General features: G+C 56.8%; 22 protein-coding genes. 4 read left to right on the top strand and 18 right to left on the bottom strand.

The window, feature by feature from the left end; all coding sequences use genetic code 11:
• Positions 1 to 63: 63 nt before the first annotated feature.
• The 3 genes from TIRI35C_RS10595 to TIRI35C_RS10585 are packed head-to-tail and all read right to left on the bottom strand — an operon-like array spanning position 64 to position 2,697.
• Complete coding sequence (locus TIRI35C_RS10595; RefSeq protein WP_188202804.1) at positions 64 to 909, bottom strand: hypothetical protein; 846 nt, start codon at positions 907 to 909, stop codon at positions 64 to 66.
• A gap of 45 nt (positions 910 to 954) precedes the next feature.
• Positions 955 to 1,485 (bottom strand): metal-dependent hydrolase, encoded by a 531-nt coding sequence (locus TIRI35C_RS10590; protein WP_188202803.1) that lies wholly within the window; start codon positions 1,483 to 1,485, stop codon positions 955 to 957.
• 6 nt (positions 1,486 to 1,491) lie between these two features.
• Positions 1,492 to 2,697 carry an AAA family ATPase gene (locus TIRI35C_RS10585; RefSeq protein WP_188202802.1) on the bottom strand — a complete coding sequence of 402 codons (1,206 nt, stop codon included), beginning with the start codon at positions 2,695 to 2,697 and terminating at the stop codon, positions 1,492 to 1,494.
• 61 nt (positions 2,698 to 2,758) lie between these two features.
• On the opposite strand from TIRI35C_RS10585, the gene TIRI35C_RS10580 reads away from it, so the two are divergent.
• From TIRI35C_RS10580 to TIRI35C_RS10565, 4 genes are read left to right on the top strand one after another with little or no spacing between them, the layout of a single operon-like run.
• A complete protein-coding gene (locus TIRI35C_RS10580) occupies positions 2,759 to 3,244 on the top strand; it encodes a THUMP domain-containing protein (protein ID WP_188202801.1) in 486 nt (161 codons plus the stop codon).
• Between the two features lie 33 nt (positions 3,245 to 3,277).
• The gene (locus tag TIRI35C_RS10575) at positions 3,278 to 3,985 is read left to right on the top strand and encodes a SagB/ThcOx family dehydrogenase (RefSeq protein ID WP_188202800.1); all 708 of its coding nucleotides are present in this window, start codon (positions 3,278 to 3,280) and stop codon (positions 3,983 to 3,985) included.
• Complete coding sequence (locus tag TIRI35C_RS10570; RefSeq protein ID WP_188202799.1) at positions 3,978 to 4,157, top strand: hypothetical protein; 180 nt, start codon at positions 3,978 to 3,980, stop codon at positions 4,155 to 4,157. Before TIRI35C_RS10575 ends, TIRI35C_RS10570 begins: the two co-directional genes overlap by 8 nt.
• Before the next feature lie 41 nt (positions 4,158 to 4,198).
• Positions 4,199 to 4,699: a ferritin-like domain-containing protein gene (locus TIRI35C_RS10565; RefSeq protein WP_343044045.1), complete on the top strand. Its 501-nt coding sequence runs from the start codon at positions 4,199 to 4,201 to the stop codon at positions 4,697 to 4,699.
• A gap of 106 nt (positions 4,700 to 4,805) precedes the next feature.
• Here the strand turns inward: TIRI35C_RS10565 and TIRI35C_RS10560 are convergent, their stop codons facing one another.
• The 15 genes from TIRI35C_RS10560 to TIRI35C_RS10490 are packed head-to-tail and all read right to left on the bottom strand — an operon-like array spanning position 4,806 to position 13,150.
• On the bottom strand, positions 4,806 to 5,297 hold the full coding sequence (locus tag TIRI35C_RS10560; protein ID WP_188202798.1) for a 4Fe-4S dicluster domain-containing protein: 492 nt from the start codon (positions 5,295 to 5,297) through the stop codon (positions 4,806 to 4,808).
• Between the two features lie 3 nt (positions 5,298 to 5,300).
• Positions 5,301 to 6,266, bottom strand: a complete 966-nt coding sequence (locus TIRI35C_RS10555; RefSeq protein WP_188202797.1) for a respiratory chain complex I subunit 1 family protein — start codon at positions 6,264 to 6,266, stop codon at positions 5,301 to 5,303.
• The gene (locus TIRI35C_RS10550) at positions 6,263 to 6,505 is read right to left on the bottom strand and encodes a hypothetical protein (protein ID WP_188202796.1); all 243 of its coding nucleotides are present in this window, start codon (positions 6,503 to 6,505) and stop codon (positions 6,263 to 6,265) included. Before TIRI35C_RS10550 ends, TIRI35C_RS10555 begins: the two co-directional genes overlap by 4 nt.
• Positions 6,502 to 7,740 carry a hydrogenase large subunit gene (locus tag TIRI35C_RS10545; protein ID WP_188202795.1) on the bottom strand — a complete coding sequence of 413 codons (1,239 nt, stop codon included), beginning with the start codon at positions 7,738 to 7,740 and terminating at the stop codon, positions 6,502 to 6,504. Before TIRI35C_RS10545 ends, TIRI35C_RS10550 begins: the two co-directional genes overlap by 4 nt.
• Positions 7,740 to 8,303, bottom strand: a complete 564-nt coding sequence (locus tag TIRI35C_RS10540; protein ID WP_188202794.1) for an NADH-quinone oxidoreductase subunit C — start codon at positions 8,301 to 8,303, stop codon at positions 7,740 to 7,742. Before TIRI35C_RS10540 ends, TIRI35C_RS10545 begins: the two co-directional genes overlap by 1 nt.
• The gene (locus TIRI35C_RS10535; RefSeq protein WP_188202793.1) at positions 8,300 to 8,746 is read right to left on the bottom strand and encodes an NADH-quinone oxidoreductase subunit B family protein; all 447 of its coding nucleotides are present in this window, start codon (positions 8,744 to 8,746) and stop codon (positions 8,300 to 8,302) included. Before TIRI35C_RS10535 ends, TIRI35C_RS10540 begins: the two co-directional genes overlap by 4 nt.
• Positions 8,747 to 9,100 (bottom strand): hydrogenase, encoded by a 354-nt coding sequence (locus TIRI35C_RS10530; RefSeq protein WP_188202792.1) that lies wholly within the window; start codon positions 9,098 to 9,100, stop codon positions 8,747 to 8,749. It lies immediately after the preceding gene.
• Positions 9,097 to 10,650: a proton-conducting transporter transmembrane domain-containing protein gene (locus TIRI35C_RS10525; RefSeq protein ID WP_188202791.1), complete on the bottom strand. Its 1,554-nt coding sequence runs from the start codon at positions 10,648 to 10,650 to the stop codon at positions 9,097 to 9,099. Before TIRI35C_RS10525 ends, TIRI35C_RS10530 begins: the two co-directional genes overlap by 4 nt.
• Positions 10,647 to 11,012, bottom strand: coding sequence for a sodium:proton antiporter (locus TIRI35C_RS10520; protein ID WP_188202790.1), 366 nt, complete (start codon positions 11,010 to 11,012; stop codon positions 10,647 to 10,649). The genes TIRI35C_RS10525 and TIRI35C_RS10520 overlap by 4 nt, the downstream gene beginning before the upstream one ends.
• Entirely contained in the window at positions 11,005 to 11,472 is a 468-nt protein-coding gene (locus TIRI35C_RS10515; protein WP_167892836.1) for an MnhB domain-containing protein, read from the bottom strand. The genes TIRI35C_RS10520 and TIRI35C_RS10515 overlap by 8 nt, the downstream gene beginning before the upstream one ends.
• On the bottom strand, positions 11,469 to 11,741 hold the full coding sequence (gene mbhE / locus TIRI35C_RS10510; protein ID WP_167892835.1) for a hydrogen gas-evolving membrane-bound hydrogenase subunit E: 273 nt from the start codon (positions 11,739 to 11,741) through the stop codon (positions 11,469 to 11,471). Before mbhE ends, TIRI35C_RS10515 begins: the two co-directional genes overlap by 4 nt.
• Positions 11,738 to 12,001, bottom strand: coding sequence for a hydrogenase subunit MbhD domain-containing protein (locus tag TIRI35C_RS10505; RefSeq protein WP_167892834.1), 264 nt, complete (start codon positions 11,999 to 12,001; stop codon positions 11,738 to 11,740). The genes mbhE and TIRI35C_RS10505 overlap by 4 nt, the downstream gene beginning before the upstream one ends.
• Positions 11,998 to 12,351, bottom strand: coding sequence for a monovalent cation/H(+) antiporter subunit G (gene mnhG / locus TIRI35C_RS10500; RefSeq protein ID WP_188202789.1), 354 nt, complete (start codon positions 12,349 to 12,351; stop codon positions 11,998 to 12,000). The genes TIRI35C_RS10505 and mnhG overlap by 4 nt, the downstream gene beginning before the upstream one ends.
• Positions 12,348 to 12,650: a cation:proton antiporter gene (locus TIRI35C_RS10495; protein ID WP_188202788.1), complete on the bottom strand. Its 303-nt coding sequence runs from the start codon at positions 12,648 to 12,650 to the stop codon at positions 12,348 to 12,350. Before TIRI35C_RS10495 ends, mnhG begins: the two co-directional genes overlap by 4 nt.
• Positions 12,647 to 13,150 carry a Na+/H+ antiporter subunit E gene (locus TIRI35C_RS10490; RefSeq protein WP_188202787.1) on the bottom strand — a complete coding sequence of 168 codons (504 nt, stop codon included), beginning with the start codon at positions 13,148 to 13,150 and terminating at the stop codon, positions 12,647 to 12,649. Before TIRI35C_RS10490 ends, TIRI35C_RS10495 begins: the two co-directional genes overlap by 4 nt.
• Positions 13,151 to 13,214 lie beyond the last annotated feature (64 nt).

Below are 13,214 nucleotides of genomic sequence, written 5' to 3'. Positions count from 1 at the left end.
CTCCCACCTCCGGGCTTTTCTAACGTGAGCTATTTAAAAGCATTGTTGCCCAGTGGTGGGTATTCATACCACGACGTTAGTTTCCGGACTGCCCTCTGGGAACCCTTCCGCGGGTTCGATCAGGAGTTCCGTCCCCGCGTGTTCGTCCTGCTTCAGTGGGACGTCCATCGTGAGCAGAACCTTGTATTTCCCGTGTCCCTCCAGAACCCTCCGCGCTCCGAAGGCCTCACGGAGCTTCCGCGGATCGCTGACGTTCCTGTCCATCACCAGTATCAGGGGCTTTTCCCAGAACCTTCTCTCAAAATCCTTCTCCCCGCTTCCCCGGGTCTCCACTAGCTTCTCCTCTCCCTTCGATTCCGGGTGGATCAGCTCCACCCTGGCTCCCCTGCACTTCGCGACGCTGGTGTAGAGCCTCCCCGAGATCATCCCCCTCCCCGTCTCCAGCCGCAGGTGAGCGTACTCGTCGTTGTGGGACGTTCCCAGGGAGTTCTCCCCCGCCTCGATTCTGTACGTGGGCAGCACGGGGGATATCAGGGCGTCCCTGAACCTCCCCTCCGCGATAACGTAAACCGGGAGCTCAACCCAGGCATCGTCGTTTTCACCTATGAAGACGAAGAATTTCTCTGGCTCCAGCTCTATCCTGTCCGAGGTGAACTCCTCTGAGGTTCTAAGTTCCCGCTGCACGGAGTAGTGCCTGTGCTTTGCCCCGATCCATTCGCCCCTTATCCACAGGGTTCCCCTCAGGAGCCGGGTTTTCTCGGGAAGTACGAGGGTTCTCCCGTCGATCCTCATCGAGGAGGCCAGTTCCGTGCACTTCTTCCTTGCCTTCGCTTCCCTCTCCATGTCCATCAGTATGATGCCCAGCATGATGAATATGAAGACGATAAACAGGACCCCGCCGCCTTCCATGAAACCACCGGGACAAATACGAAGATGGAAAATAAAAGAGTTTCTCTACAGCAGTGATAGCTCCCCGTCGAGGAGCAGGTGAAGGGCATAGCCGCAGAAGGCCGCGAAGCCGACGTAGAGTCCCTCCCCTGTCGTCATGTTAAGGCCGTACTCGACCAGAACGAACGCCAGGCTCCCATAAACCGCCGCGAAGAGGAAGGAGTGAACTATTCCCCTGTGCTTCGGCATCATCCACGTGAAGGCGAACCACGCTATCACGGCGGCAAGAACCGCTATGCCCCATTCAACGGCCATGTTGAGCCATGGCTCCCCGACGTTTATCGACCCCGCGGCGTTGACGTAGACCGCACCCCCGACCACCACGCTGACTATCGGCTTCGTCCCGCGGTGTATCAGAGCGTTTGGATGGTCCATGTCCGGCAGATCACTCCCCAGAACGTAAAACGCGTAGCCCAGCACCAGGGCCATCGTTGTGAGGGCGAAGGGAGCGCCATGGGCAGCCGCGAGTCCCGCGGCGGCGACGATGACCGGATAGCTGGCTATCCCGCTGAGCACGTGAACATCGTAGTTGGGCATCGGGCATCACTCTTCCTCGTTCTCGGCTTGCCCTTCCTCAAGGAACTTCCTCACGTACTCGGGGACCTTGTAGTTGCCCTTGGGGTCTCCGACCAGGAAGCCGAGCCTTATGAGCTCGTTGAGCTGGTCGTAGACCTGTATTCCCGGCCTCTTGACGACCTTGGCTATCTGGATGTAGCTCACCGGCCCACCGTTGAACTCGTAAACGATGGCTTCAACTAAGTCCTTGTACTCCTTTGGAATCCTAGTGAGGTACTCCTCAAGGCTCTTCGGCTCCTCTAGTATGGTGGTCACCACGTAGTCGTCTATCGGGTCGAACTTGTGCTTCGCGGCTTCGCTCAGGACGTAGTGGAGCAGGCGGAGGATCTGCCTGGGATTGCCCTTTCCGAGCTGGTGGATGAGTTTTATGGCCTCCTCCGTGAAGGGGTAGATTGGATCATCAGTGTCCCTTATCCTCACCCTGTTGAGCCTCTTCTTGACGAGCTCGTAGGCTTCGTCTATGCTCATCGGTCTGAGCTTGAACTCGTAGTGCAGGCGCATGAAGAACGCCGGGAATATCTTCGTGTACTCATCGTAAGCCTCGGGAACGCAGGCGAATGCAACGATACAGCCCTTGGGCATGTTGCTGATGAAGTGCCTGAGCATCTCGAAAAACTGTATCTTCTCCCTCTCGCTCGCGCTCCCCATGTTCTCAAGCTCGTCCAGGAGAAGGGCGCAGTATGGATACCTGCCCATCTGCTCGGTCAGAAGCTCGGCTATGTCCCTGCTCTTGTACTCGTCCCTGCTGCTCAACATCTTCTCGAGCCTGTCTATGAACCCGAGCTTCCTTGAGAGGTTTTCCAGGAAGATGTTCGTCCTGCTCTTCGGCGGCTTGAGGGCGTAGAAGATATCCCTGGTCAGCTTGAGGATGTCGTTGGTGTCAACTTTGACGTATATCGCCTTTCCCCGGTTCTCCTCTATGGCCTTGGCTATTGTCTTGAGCCTCTGGGTCTTGCCCATTCCGAGGGGGCCTACGATGCTCATGGCTATCGAGCTTTTATTGCCGATCACCTCGGAGATTATCATCTGGAGGCGCATGTCTATCTCCTGGTAGACGTGAATGCTCTCGACGTCGCTTATTCCCTCGCTTGCAAGCTGTTCAAAGGGGTTCCGAGAAAGACCGTAAACTTCGTATGACTGATAGGGATAAAGCTTAAGGCCACCGGCTTCCATTTTAACTCACCGCATAGTTTAGGAACGCGAAATATAAAAACCTGTCCATCGGTGAGCGGAGATGACGATTCTTCTCGTTACGACCCCACAGGGACGCGAGGGTGATGGGATACTTGAACTGGAATGGGCGCTGGGAGAGGTCCGGGTCCGGGGAACGGACTGGAAGGGGGTCCTCCTAGCTGAGACGCCTCTGTCGAAGGACGAAGCTCTAGAACGGCTGAGAGACTTTGAGACCCAGGCTATACAGAGGGTTGTTCCCCTCGACATCATCGTTCCAGCAAAGAGGGAGGAGATTGAAGGGGCCGTCTTCCAGCTGGCGGGGAAAATAGACGGAACCTTCGCCGTTCGGGCAAAGGTCAGGGGAAACAAAAAGCTTTCCCAGAGGGAGCTTGAGATCGGCCTTGGCTCCCTGATAGTCGAGCGCTTCGGCCTGAAAGTCAACCTGAGCGACCCTGACTACACCCTCGTGGTTGAGGTCTTTGGAAAGAAAGCCGGGATCGGGCTTGTGCGGAGGGGTGAGTTCCTCCGCTTTGAGGTGGTCGAGTGAAGCCTAAAATAGGATGAAGTCGAATTCATAAACATGAACGTCAAGCGAGTTTCGTACCTGGTTATCGCCTTGGTCGTGGTTTCTTCGGTTCTTCTTTTCGTTAAGCCCCACGTTATTTGGAAAGAGGGAGGTGAGAGAATCTCTGGTGAGGTTGTTGTTCTCCCTGAGCCGAGATTGACTGGAGAGATGAGCGTTGAGGAGGCCATAGCAAAGCGGAGAAGCATCCGCTCGTACAGGAACGAACCGTTGACCCTTGAGCAGCTCTCCCAGCTCCTGTGGGCGGCCCAGGGAATAACAGATCGGCGGAAGTACCGCTCGGCCCCCAGTGCCGGGGCAACCTACCCCTTCGAGGTTTACGTGGTGGTCGGAAACGTTGAAGGCCTCGAACCGGGTATCTACCGATACGACCCCTTCAACCACACGCTGGTTCTGGTGAGAAAGGGGGACTGGAGGAGGGCCCTCCAGAAGGCTGCGCTGGACCAGTCGTGGGTCGGGAGGGCCGCGGTAGACATCGTTTTGGTGGCGTACTACTCTAGGACGACCTCATACTACGGAGAACGGGGTGTCAGATACGTCCACATGGAGGCTGGCCACATAGGCCAGAACATCTACCTCCAAGCGACAGCTCTAAACCTCGGAACCGTTGCGGTCGGGGCATTCTACGATGACCAGGTTGCTGGAGTAGTTGGAACCGAGGGTGTTCCACTCTACATCTTTCCGGTGGGTGTTCCGAATGGTTAGCTTTGACCATTACACACTGGGCTATGCAGCCTTTGCCCTCATGAGTCTGGCCATGGTCAGCGGAGCGTTTATCTTTCTCTCCAAGCGCAGGGATGCATGGATACGGATTCACATAGCCATCAGCATAATAGCTTACATCGTCATGTTCCTCTCGATATGGCTCGTTAGATGAACCTAAAGCTTATTAGGCCCTGCGGGCTATCCTTACGGGGGATGGGAATGTACGGTGTCCACGAGGTCGTCGATGCCCTTTCAAAACTGAGTTATGAAGAGGCCCTTGCGTACTGGATAGAGGGTGAGAAGGAGGAGGCGGAATTCTACCGCGAGCTCGCGAGACGTGCCCGGAACCTGGGTCTCGGAGAGGAGCTTGTGAGAACATTTGAGAAGCTGGCCGAGGACTCGCTTGCCCATGCGAAGGAGCTTGAGGCACAGTTTGAATCCAAATACGGCCGGAAGCCCGTGAGCAATCTCCCTCCACTTGAGGTTCTCCCAGTCCTCGAGGAGTTCGAGAGGGCCGACCAGCTGGAAGAGGTTCTTAAAGCCGCGATGGAGAGCGAGCTGATAGCCCATGAATCCTATAAGCTGCTCGCGGAGAGGGTTGATGGCGAGCGGCTGAGAGAGCTCTACTCCAGACTGGCAGAGGTTGAGCGGGGACACTACGAGATGCTCCGTCAGAGGTACGAGGAGCTGACAAGAAAAAAGGACCGTTCCTGAAATTCGGTTTTATTCCTTGTCCCTTTTCTTGGATCCTTTGATGGTAACAATTATCGTGGGTTGTGTGACAACACTAAATAAAAGAGGGCCGGATGCCCGGCTCACGCTAGCCTTCTGACTCCACTGCCTCCTTCACCTCTTTTTTAAATAGTTCCTTTGCCTCCGGCGGCTCCTCTATCAGGTTGTTGCTGTACTTGTCGTAATCCGCCAGCAGGAACTCCTCGCTCATCCTGAGCGCCTTGACGGCCTTCTCCTCGCCGGGGAACTTCTTGCCCGGACAGACATCGACGCAGAGGGCGCAGAACATGCAGCGCGAGACGTAGTGCCTTATCTTCTTGAGCTCCGGTACCCACTCCATGGCATCCGCCGGGCAGACCATTATGCACAGCCTGCAGCCTATGCATCTCTCAGGGTCATAGACCAGCTTACCCCTGAACCCTTCGGGAACCGGAACGGGCGGGTTTATCTGGACTTCGCCCTTCTGCACCTTCTCTATTAGGGCAGTGACGTTAGCGGGAGCATGCTTGACCGGGAACGGGTTTGTGGCTGGTCTCTTGACGAGCTGCTTGAGGAGGACGAACATCATCTTGTTCACCATGCTTCACACCCCCAGCCATACCAGCGCGAGTCCGACGAGCGCTATGATGTTGACGTAGACCCAGAACACCCTGGATGCCTGCTCTATCCTGAACCTGGCGAAGGACGTCCTGACCAGCGTTATCGCCAGCAGGTATATCGCCAGCACCTTGAAGAGGAACCACAACGCCTCGACGGCGTAGTATGCTGTTCCAGTGAGGCTTAGGTTCAGCATGCTCGTCAGCGTGAACGGGAAGAACAGCACCACCTCCAGCGCCGCCATGGCGAAGCCCCTGACGGCATCGGAGAGGTAGAACAGTGCCAGGTTCCTCCCGCTGTACTCGGCGAGCATACCCTCACATATCTCCGTCTCGGCCTCTGCAATGTCGAAGGGCAGTTTCGCCAGCTCTGCGGGTGTAACCGCAAGGAGCGCCACGAGGAGCAGCAGCACTCCCATGGCGGCGAGCGGGCCCGCGACGCCCCACACCGGTGTGCTCGCTATGGTCGTCAGCGAGAAGCTCCGGTAGAGCACGGCGAAGCCGACTATGACCGTCGCCAGCGGCATCTCGTAGCTCATCATGAGCACCATTTCCCTCTGCGCACCCACCGATGAGAACGGACTTCCTGAGGCGAAGCCGCCTATGGCCATTGCCAGCGACTGTAGGGTTAGCAGGTAGAGTATGACGATTAAGTCTCCGTAGCCCTCCAGCGGGGCCTTGAGCACTCCGAAGGGTATGTAGAGGAGCAGGGTCATCGAGGCCGCGAAGGAAACTATCGGCATGGCGTTGAATATCCATGCCACCGCGTTCTCGGGAACGACGGTCTCCTTCAGGAGGAGTTTCCCTACGTCCCAGAAAGGCTGTCTTATGGGTGGGCCTATCCTGGAGGTCAGCCTCGCCGAGAAGCGCCTGTCTATACCCTTGTAGACCAGCCCGAGGAAGACCCCCAGCACGGGGAAGGTGAAGGCATACAGCAACGTTTCAGGGGTCATTCTCTCACCCCCTCAGTCCTTTCTGACGAAAGCGCCGTTCTCACTGTCGTTCGAACGTCCTTGACGGATGGCGGAATTTTTCTAACTCCAAAACCGGCTTTTCCGCTGGTGGGTGCCTCAATAGTGTCCATTGTCCATTTGCTCACTCTTAAAGTGCGCCCTCCGGACTCAGGGTGGGTGTGAGCCTCACGAATGGCCGTGGTCCCCATGCACCCCTCATGAACGATGCCGCCGTTCATTCTCTCACCCCCAGCTCTTCCCTGAGCTTCCTTGTTTTCTCAACCGCCTTCCTATGGAGAGTTGCTGGGTCGATTATCCTGCCGTCCTCGTCCCTGACAACGGCAACCCTGTCGTTGCAGCACATGCACGGGTCGATGTAGGCGACAACTATAGGTATGTCCGCCACCTCGGCGCCGAGGAGAAGGGGTTTCCACGTGTTGATGTTGTTGTAGCTTGGAGCTATTACCTTCCAGACGACCGGTCCGTCGCGCTTGTTGCCGTATTTGAAGTAGTGGATGACCTCACCGCGAGGTGCCTCGTGGGCTCCGATGGCCTCGCCTTGGGTTCTCCTTATCTTTGCAAGAAGCGCCACGTAGTTCGGAATGGCCATTATCTTGCCCTCTGGCATCTCCTCCAGGCAGTACTCGATGATGTCGAGGCTCTGGTCTATCTCGTAGAGCCTCACCATGGTTATGTCGTACGCATCTCCCCTGGCCTCGCCGACTATGTCCTGGGGAACCACCGCCCTGACCCCGATGTCGGCGTATGCGTCGTATGGTATGTCCTGCCTGACGTCCATCCTTACTCCAGCGGCCCTTGCCACCGGTCCGACTGCGTTCAGCTCAAGCGCCATCTTCTTGGAGAGCTGGGCAACTCCTCTCGTTCTCGCCTTGTAAACCGGGTCTGAGAGGAAAACCTCCTTCATTTCCTCGTTGAATATCCTGTAGTAGCTTATCATGTCCTTGAGGGCCTTTACGTGGCTCTCCTTGATATCCCTCCTGACGCCGCCTATCATGAACACGGAGTAGTTTATCCTGTTTCCTGTGAGGAGCTCAAGTATATCGAGAACCTTTTCCCTGCCCTTCCATGTCCAGAACAGGAGGGAGTCGAAGCCCATTTCGTGGGCAACCACACCGAGCCAGAGTATGTGGCTGTGGATCCTCTCCAGTTCGCCTATTATCGTCCTTATGTACTGGGCCCTTGGTGGAGCCTCTATTCCCAGGGCCTTCTCGCTTCCTATGACGAAGGCATAGGGGTGCGATATCGAGCAGATTCCGCATATCCTCTCCGAGAGGTAGAGCGTCTGTATCGCGTTCCTCTTCATGCCCATGTACTCTATTCCCCTGTGGGCGAAGCCCCTCTTGACGTCCACCTCGACTATTTTTTCTCCCTCGACCTTAGCCTCAACCCTTATAGGCTCTTTCAGTGCGGGATGAATGGGCCCGACGGGGACGTAGTACTGGGTTTTCGCCATCACTCCTCACCCCTCATCTTCCTTATTTCGTTCACGCTCCTGTGGGTGTGCTTCACCATGTCCTCGACGCCGTGCTCGTCCTTCCTCCAGGGGTACTTGCCCTCGGGCCAGTCGTCCGGCAGGAAGAGGTGCCTCTTGTTCTTCAGTCCCTCGAACTCAACGCCCAGCATCTCCCTGATTTCCCTCTCGTTTGTCTCCGCCCCGGGCATCAGGTCGGTTATCGTCGGCAGGACTAGGTTATCCTTTGGAAGGTTGAAGCGTATGGTGACGCTGAGCTCTCCCCAGGGAATGGCCCAGAACAGGCCGAAGGAGTAGACCATCCTCAGAGAGTCGCCCCCGTCGTCCTCTCCTGTTATGAAGTGCAGGTGCGGGTAGTCAAGCTCGAACATGACTTCGACGGCCTTTCTGAAGGCCTCCGGGTCTATCTCTATCCACAGCTCCCTGTACGTTCTCTTCCTCCTGACGCCCATGGTGTACTCCCTGATCTCGTGGGAGAGTATGGCCTCCCCGAGCGCCTCCTGGAGCCTCTCGAGGACATCTTCCGCGCTCATTGGTTCCCTCATTCTTTCTTCCCCTCCAGCTCCTTTTCCAGTTTCTCTATCTTTAGCCAAGCCTTCACAACGCCGTCTATTATTGCCTCCGGCCTCGGCGGACATCCCGGAACGTAGACGTCCACAGGGATTATCTCGTCTATCGGGCCGGCTATGTTGTAGGAGTCGTAGAACACTCCGCCGGTGGTTCCGCAGTTCCCGATGACCACGACGGCTTTTGGGTCGGGCATCTGCTCGTATATGCGCCTCAGCTTGTCGGCGAAGTCCCTTGGAATGGCCCCGGTTACGAGGAGGACATCAGCGTGCCTTGGACTTCCGACGAGTTTGATTCCAAAGCGCTCGGCGTCGTAGCGCGGTGTTAACGCGGCTATAATCTCGATATCGCAGGCGTTACAGCTCCCTCCGGAGGCATGGAAAACCCAGAGGGAGCGTTTAAAGTTGGTCAGCTTCCCCATTCACACACCCCCCACGAGGACGAACAAGATTACGGCACCGAGTCCGAGGTACCAGAGTATGTAGTCCCTGAGGTCTCCGCTGTGCATCCTCATGAGGACGCTGTAGTAGCCCTTGAGCGCCTCGATGAAGCCCCAGTATATGTCCCCCGCCCTTACGCGGATTTCTTCCACGTCCTCAACCTCGTTGCCGCTCAGGAAGGGCTTCACCTGGTCAGTGTTGGACTTGTAGCTCCTGTTTCCGCGCGAATAAATGAGGTAACCGATGACCGCGAAGACAACCAGGAACGCCAGCCAGACTATCGGGTTCCAGAAGCCCGACGGCGAGTTCAGCGTAAGGCTCTCAATCCAGGTCATGGCAGACCACCCCACGTCTGGTAACTGCTCAGCTTCAGCAGCGCGTCAACTGCCGGGTACACCAGCTTGTCCAGCACAACGTTCGGAAACAGACCGAAGAGGATACACAGCGCCGCCAGGATTAGCATCGCCACTACCATGCTCCTCGGAACCTCCCTTACCTCTTCGTACTTCTTGACCGGCGGCCCAAGGAAGGCCGAGGCAAAGACCTTGACAAAGGACGCTAAGGTCAGAACGCTCGTGACCATCGCGAACACCGCGAATATCGGGCTGAGCTGGTAGGACGTCTCGTAGATGAGGAACTTACTGGCAAAGCCGTTGAAGGGCGGTATCCCCGATATTGCCGCGGCACCGACTATGAACGCTATTGTTGTGTAGGGCATCTTCCTGGCCAGGCCGCCCATCTCGTTGAGGTTCCTCGTCCCGGTGACGTAGAAGAGCGCCCCAGCGGTCATGAGGAGGAGGCTCTTGTAGATGATGTGGTTGATTATGTGGAATATTCCACCTGCCATCGCGTCCCTTCCGAAGGCGGCGAGTTTTGCCGGGTCGTTGAGAACGGCCAGGCCAACGCCAACGCCGAGGAGCATGTAGCCGGTCTGCGAAATCGCGTGGTAGCTCATGAGCCTCTTGACGTCCTTCTGGACGAGCGCCATGGTGACGCCTATGAACATCGTGAGGACTCCGAGGCTGCTCATTATCCACCCGAGGCTGCTCATGTTCACGGTTACCTTACCGAAGAGGCTGAAGCTCACCCTGAAGAGGGCGTAGAGGCTCGCGTAGGTCGCCACCAGCAGCGTGGGGTTGATTCCCGAGGGGACCTCGGTGTAGGCATCGGGGACCCAGTGGTGGGTCGGCACGGAACCGCACTTCATCGCGAAGGACGCGAAGAGTATTCCGAGGGCTATCATGTCGACGGTGTTGAAGCTTATCTGAGTGCTCAGGTAGGCCATGTTGAGGTTTCCGTACTGGCCGTAGAGCAGGCCTATCGAGAACAGCACCATCAGCGAAGCGACCGCGCTGACTATGAGGTACTTGATCCCTGCCTCGCTCGCCTCTCCCCTGTAGTTTCTGAAGCCTACCAGCGCCGAACCTGCTATTCCGGCTATCTCAAGGAACACGAACAGGTTGAACAGGTCTCCCGTCAGGACCATGCCCAGGATACCGACCTCGAGGAGGAGAAGCAGTGCGTAGTACTTCTCAAGGCCGGTCTCGTTCTTCACGTGGCTGTATGAGTAGAGCGCGCCGATGAAGCTCATGAGCGTCGCTGAGAGCGCCATGAAAGCCCCTATCGCGTCGACCTCGAAGATTATCCTCACCGGAACCCTGTAGCCGGAAGGCAGAACGAGGGTCGGGTTGTCCGCCCCGAAGACGTACACCATCATACCTCTCGCGAGCACTTCCTTGACGAGCAGCAGCCCCATGCCCAGCGTAACCGCGGTGATTATGATGGCCCACACTGCGGCGGCGTTGCCCTTCTTTTTGAACAGCGGTGCGACGAACGCCCCGAAAAGGGGCACGGCTATCATGAGCGCCGGTAAATGCTCGATCATCCTTTCAGCCTCCTGACCTTTGTAACGTCAAGGGTTCCGTAGTGGCGGTAGATGTTGACGGCGAAGGCGAGCATGAGGGCCGATACTGCGACGCCTATGACGATGCTCGTCAGGGTTAATGCTTGAGGCGTTGGCAGAACCATGTTGTTAACGGCTTCCTTCGGTGCCATGGTGTATATCGGGGCGTAGGCGCCTTTGACGTAGCCGAGGGCTATCAGAAACAGGTTGACCGCTCCCTCAAGGATTTCAATGCCTATGACGACCTTGATGAGGTTCCGCTTGAAGCCTACCGTGTAGAACCCCACCGCCAGCAGGAGCGCCACGACTATGAACGGGAGGTTGACCAAAATCACGTTATTCATCCTTCCTCACCCCCAGGAGGAGGTAGAACACCAGGATTATGCTCGTTAATCCGGCCAGAACCTTCGTTCCGACGAATATGTTCATGTACGGCAGCGTTCCGCCCGTGTTCAGGTAGCCTGGGTTTATCCCTATCGGGGTCGGGTCTCCGAAGAGTGGGAACCCGCTGTTGGCTATGACGTTCCTGAAGAAGGTGTATCCCATGAAGCCGAGTGTCGCCATTCCCAGAAAGCCAAGAGCGCCTACGCTCTCAAAGGCGCTGAGCGGAACCTTTCTGAACCTCTTCGCTATGACGTCCTTTTCGCACGCTACTAAAAGGAGCGCAAGCCCACTGGCGAAGACGGCCCCTCCCTGGAAGCCTCCCCCCGGAGTTAGGTGTCCGTGGAGGATGATGTATGCTCCAAACGTCAGTATGAGCGCCGTCAGGTACCTGGTGGTCGTCTTGATGATGAGTGTCGTCATGCTTTCACCTCCCTCTTTCTGAGGGCCATCAACACGCCGGCAACCGCGGTGAACAGCACTGTGGCCTCGCCGAGGGTATCGAAACCCCTGTAGTCGAAGACTATGCTCGTCACGACGTTGTTGGCCGAGGCTTCTTCCTGGGCGTGCCCGATGAAGTAGGAGTCCATCTCGGTGTGAGCCGGCTCGCCGAAGGGTCTGAGGCTTGTCACGGCCACGAGGAGGAACAGCGTGAAGCCCATGAACGCGAAGAGGCCTAATGCGCGCCTCATTCTATCACCTCCTCATCGGTGGTTTTCTTGATTGCCAGAAGGTACATGGCCGTCGTGAGGCACGCTCCAACTCCCGCCTCGGCTATCGCGACGTCCGGCGCTTGGAGTATGTAGAACTCCAGCGAGAGTATCAGGCTGAAGACGGCCATCGCGATGACCGCTGAGACAAGGTTCTTGAACCTCACCGCCGCTATGGCTGATACCAGAAGCCCCAGCCCCGCCATGACCTGAAGCGCCCAGAAGAGTTCTTCGAAGTTCATAGGCGACCCTCCAGTTCGTCTATAACAGCCCCGTGGGGTAGTATGCCCGACTTTCTGGCGGCCCTGCCGATGGCGTGGGCTCCTACGGGGTTGGTGAGGACAAGGAATATGACCACCAGAGCGGAATGTATCCCTATGGTTATCCACGAGGGGTCCCTCTCCACCCAGAAGTAGCTGTATATCGCGTAGGTGACCGTGGCCAGCACTATGAATATCGTGCCGAAGGTCGTGCATTTTGTTGCCGCGTGTATCCTCGTGTAGACGTCGGGGAAGCGAAGGATGCCAGCGCTGGCCAGAAGGTTGAAGAACACGCCGATGGCCAGGAATACCGCTATCACCCACTCTATCATACCGCCTCCCCCTCCTCGCACTCGCATGCAACTCCCACCCTCTTTTTGACCAGATAGCGGGCTATGTAGAGGGTCGCGATGTAGCTCAGGACCGCGTAAACCAGCGCGACGTCTATGAAGACAGCCTGTCTGGTTATAACGCCGTAGAGAACCATGGCACCCGCCGTTGTTGTCGTCATTGAGTCGAGCGCAACGGCTCTGTCCGGTATCGTCGGCCCCGCCAGAAGCCTTATAAGCGTCAGCATGGCCGAGAACAGGAGCAGTATCATGGCCCACATGAACATACCATCGACCGTCATTCCGCAATCCTCCTTGCCCATTTTGGAAGGTATCCGCACAGCTCTTCGGGAGTGGGCCTCTCCTTCCCGGGCGGAACGTTTATCCAGTGGACGTAGAAGTTGCCCTCGTCGTCTATCTCCAGGGTGAAGGTTCCAGGGGTCAGTGTTATCGAGTTGGCCAGAAGAGTCCTGCTCTCATCTCTGGTCAGGTCCGGAGATATCCTTACGATTCCGGGCCTTATTTTGCCGGTTATGACGCGGTAAGCTACGTCAATGTTCGCCTTGGCCATGGCGAAGAAGAACGGCCCTATCGCGTAGACTATGAAGAGTAGCCATCTCCTTGGGCTGAAGAAGTAGTCCACCTTTTCGTCCATGACTTCCTTTGTGGCGTAGCCGATGATGGCCGCTATTACAATTCCTGCAACCAGCTCCCCGGGGCTCCAGGCGATGACATTGCCGGAACCTGCTGTGAGGAGCAGGTAGACGATAAGGGACCACAGGAACGGTGCGGCAAACCCCATTTTCCCACCTCAACTTTAGGTTTTAAACCCTTATCGGGCGTATTTTCCCGAAATCTCGATTATA

This window comes from Thermococcus camini (genome assembly GCF_904067545.1).
In the GTDB taxonomy this organism is placed as follows: Archaea; Methanobacteriota_B; Thermococci; order Thermococcales; family Thermococcaceae; genus Thermococcus; species Thermococcus camini.
This window is presented reverse-complemented; position numbering and strand designations above follow the sequence as displayed.

Excerpts from the sequence above, each read along its gene's own strand:
- TIRI35C_RS10545 (WP_188202795.1), bottom strand. The coding sequence starts at position 7,740 with ATGGCGAAAACCCAGTACTACGTCCCCGTCGGGCCCATTCATCCCGCA.
- TIRI35C_RS10595 (WP_188202804.1), bottom strand. The coding sequence starts at position 909 with ATGGAAGGCGGCGGGGTCCTGTTTATCGTCTTCATATTCATCATGCTG.
- TIRI35C_RS10490 (WP_188202787.1), bottom strand. The coding sequence starts at position 13,150 with ATGGGGTTTGCCGCACCGTTCCTGTGGTCCCTTATCGTCTACCTGCTC.
- mbhE (WP_167892835.1), bottom strand. The coding sequence starts at position 11,741 with ATGAGGCGCGCATTAGGCCTCTTCGCGTTCATGGGCTTCACGCTGTTC.
- TIRI35C_RS10560 (WP_188202798.1), bottom strand. The coding sequence starts at position 5,297 with ATGGTGAACAAGATGATGTTCGTCCTCCTCAAGCAGCTCGTCAAGAGA.
- TIRI35C_RS10520 (WP_188202790.1), bottom strand. The coding sequence starts at position 11,012 with ATGAATAACGTGATTTTGGTCAACCTCCCGTTCATAGTCGTGGCGCTC.
- TIRI35C_RS10585 (WP_188202802.1), bottom strand. The coding sequence starts at position 2,697 with ATGGAAGCCGGTGGCCTTAAGCTTTATCCCTATCAGTCATACGAAGTT.
- TIRI35C_RS10505 (WP_167892834.1), bottom strand. The coding sequence starts at position 12,001 with ATGAACTTCGAAGAACTCTTCTGGGCGCTTCAGGTCATGGCGGGGCTG.
- mnhG (WP_188202789.1), bottom strand. The coding sequence starts at position 12,351 with ATGATAGAGTGGGTGATAGCGGTATTCCTGGCCATCGGCGTGTTCTTC.
- TIRI35C_RS10580 (WP_188202801.1), top strand. The coding sequence starts at position 2,759 with ATGACGATTCTTCTCGTTACGACCCCACAGGGACGCGAGGGTGATGGG.
- TIRI35C_RS10590 (WP_188202803.1), bottom strand. The coding sequence starts at position 1,485 with ATGCCCAACTACGATGTTCACGTGCTCAGCGGGATAGCCAGCTATCCG.
- TIRI35C_RS10570 (WP_188202799.1), top strand. The coding sequence starts at position 3,978 with ATGGTTAGCTTTGACCATTACACACTGGGCTATGCAGCCTTTGCCCTC.
- TIRI35C_RS10530 (WP_188202792.1), bottom strand. The coding sequence starts at position 9,100 with ATGACCTGGATTGAGAGCCTTACGCTGAACTCGCCGTCGGGCTTCTGG.
- TIRI35C_RS10565 (WP_343044045.1), top strand. The coding sequence starts at position 4,199 with ATGGGAATGTACGGTGTCCACGAGGTCGTCGATGCCCTTTCAAAACTG.
- TIRI35C_RS10575 (WP_188202800.1), top strand. The coding sequence starts at position 3,278 with ATGAACGTCAAGCGAGTTTCGTACCTGGTTATCGCCTTGGTCGTGGTT.
- TIRI35C_RS10540 (WP_188202794.1), bottom strand. The coding sequence starts at position 8,303 with ATGAGGGAACCAATGAGCGCGGAAGATGTCCTCGAGAGGCTCCAGGAG.
- TIRI35C_RS10535 (WP_188202793.1), bottom strand. The coding sequence starts at position 8,746 with ATGGGGAAGCTGACCAACTTTAAACGCTCCCTCTGGGTTTTCCATGCC.
- TIRI35C_RS10550 (WP_188202796.1), bottom strand. The coding sequence starts at position 6,505 with ATGAACGGCGGCATCGTTCATGAGGGGTGCATGGGGACCACGGCCATT.
- TIRI35C_RS10515 (WP_167892836.1), bottom strand. The coding sequence starts at position 11,472 with ATGACGACACTCATCATCAAGACGACCACCAGGTACCTGACGGCGCTC.
- TIRI35C_RS10555 (WP_188202797.1), bottom strand. The coding sequence starts at position 6,266 with ATGACCCCTGAAACGTTGCTGTATGCCTTCACCTTCCCCGTGCTGGGG.
- TIRI35C_RS10525 (WP_188202791.1), bottom strand. The coding sequence starts at position 10,650 with ATGATCGAGCATTTACCGGCGCTCATGATAGCCGTGCCCCTTTTCGGG.
- TIRI35C_RS10495 (WP_188202788.1), bottom strand. The coding sequence starts at position 12,650 with ATGACGGTCGATGGTATGTTCATGTGGGCCATGATACTGCTCCTGTTC.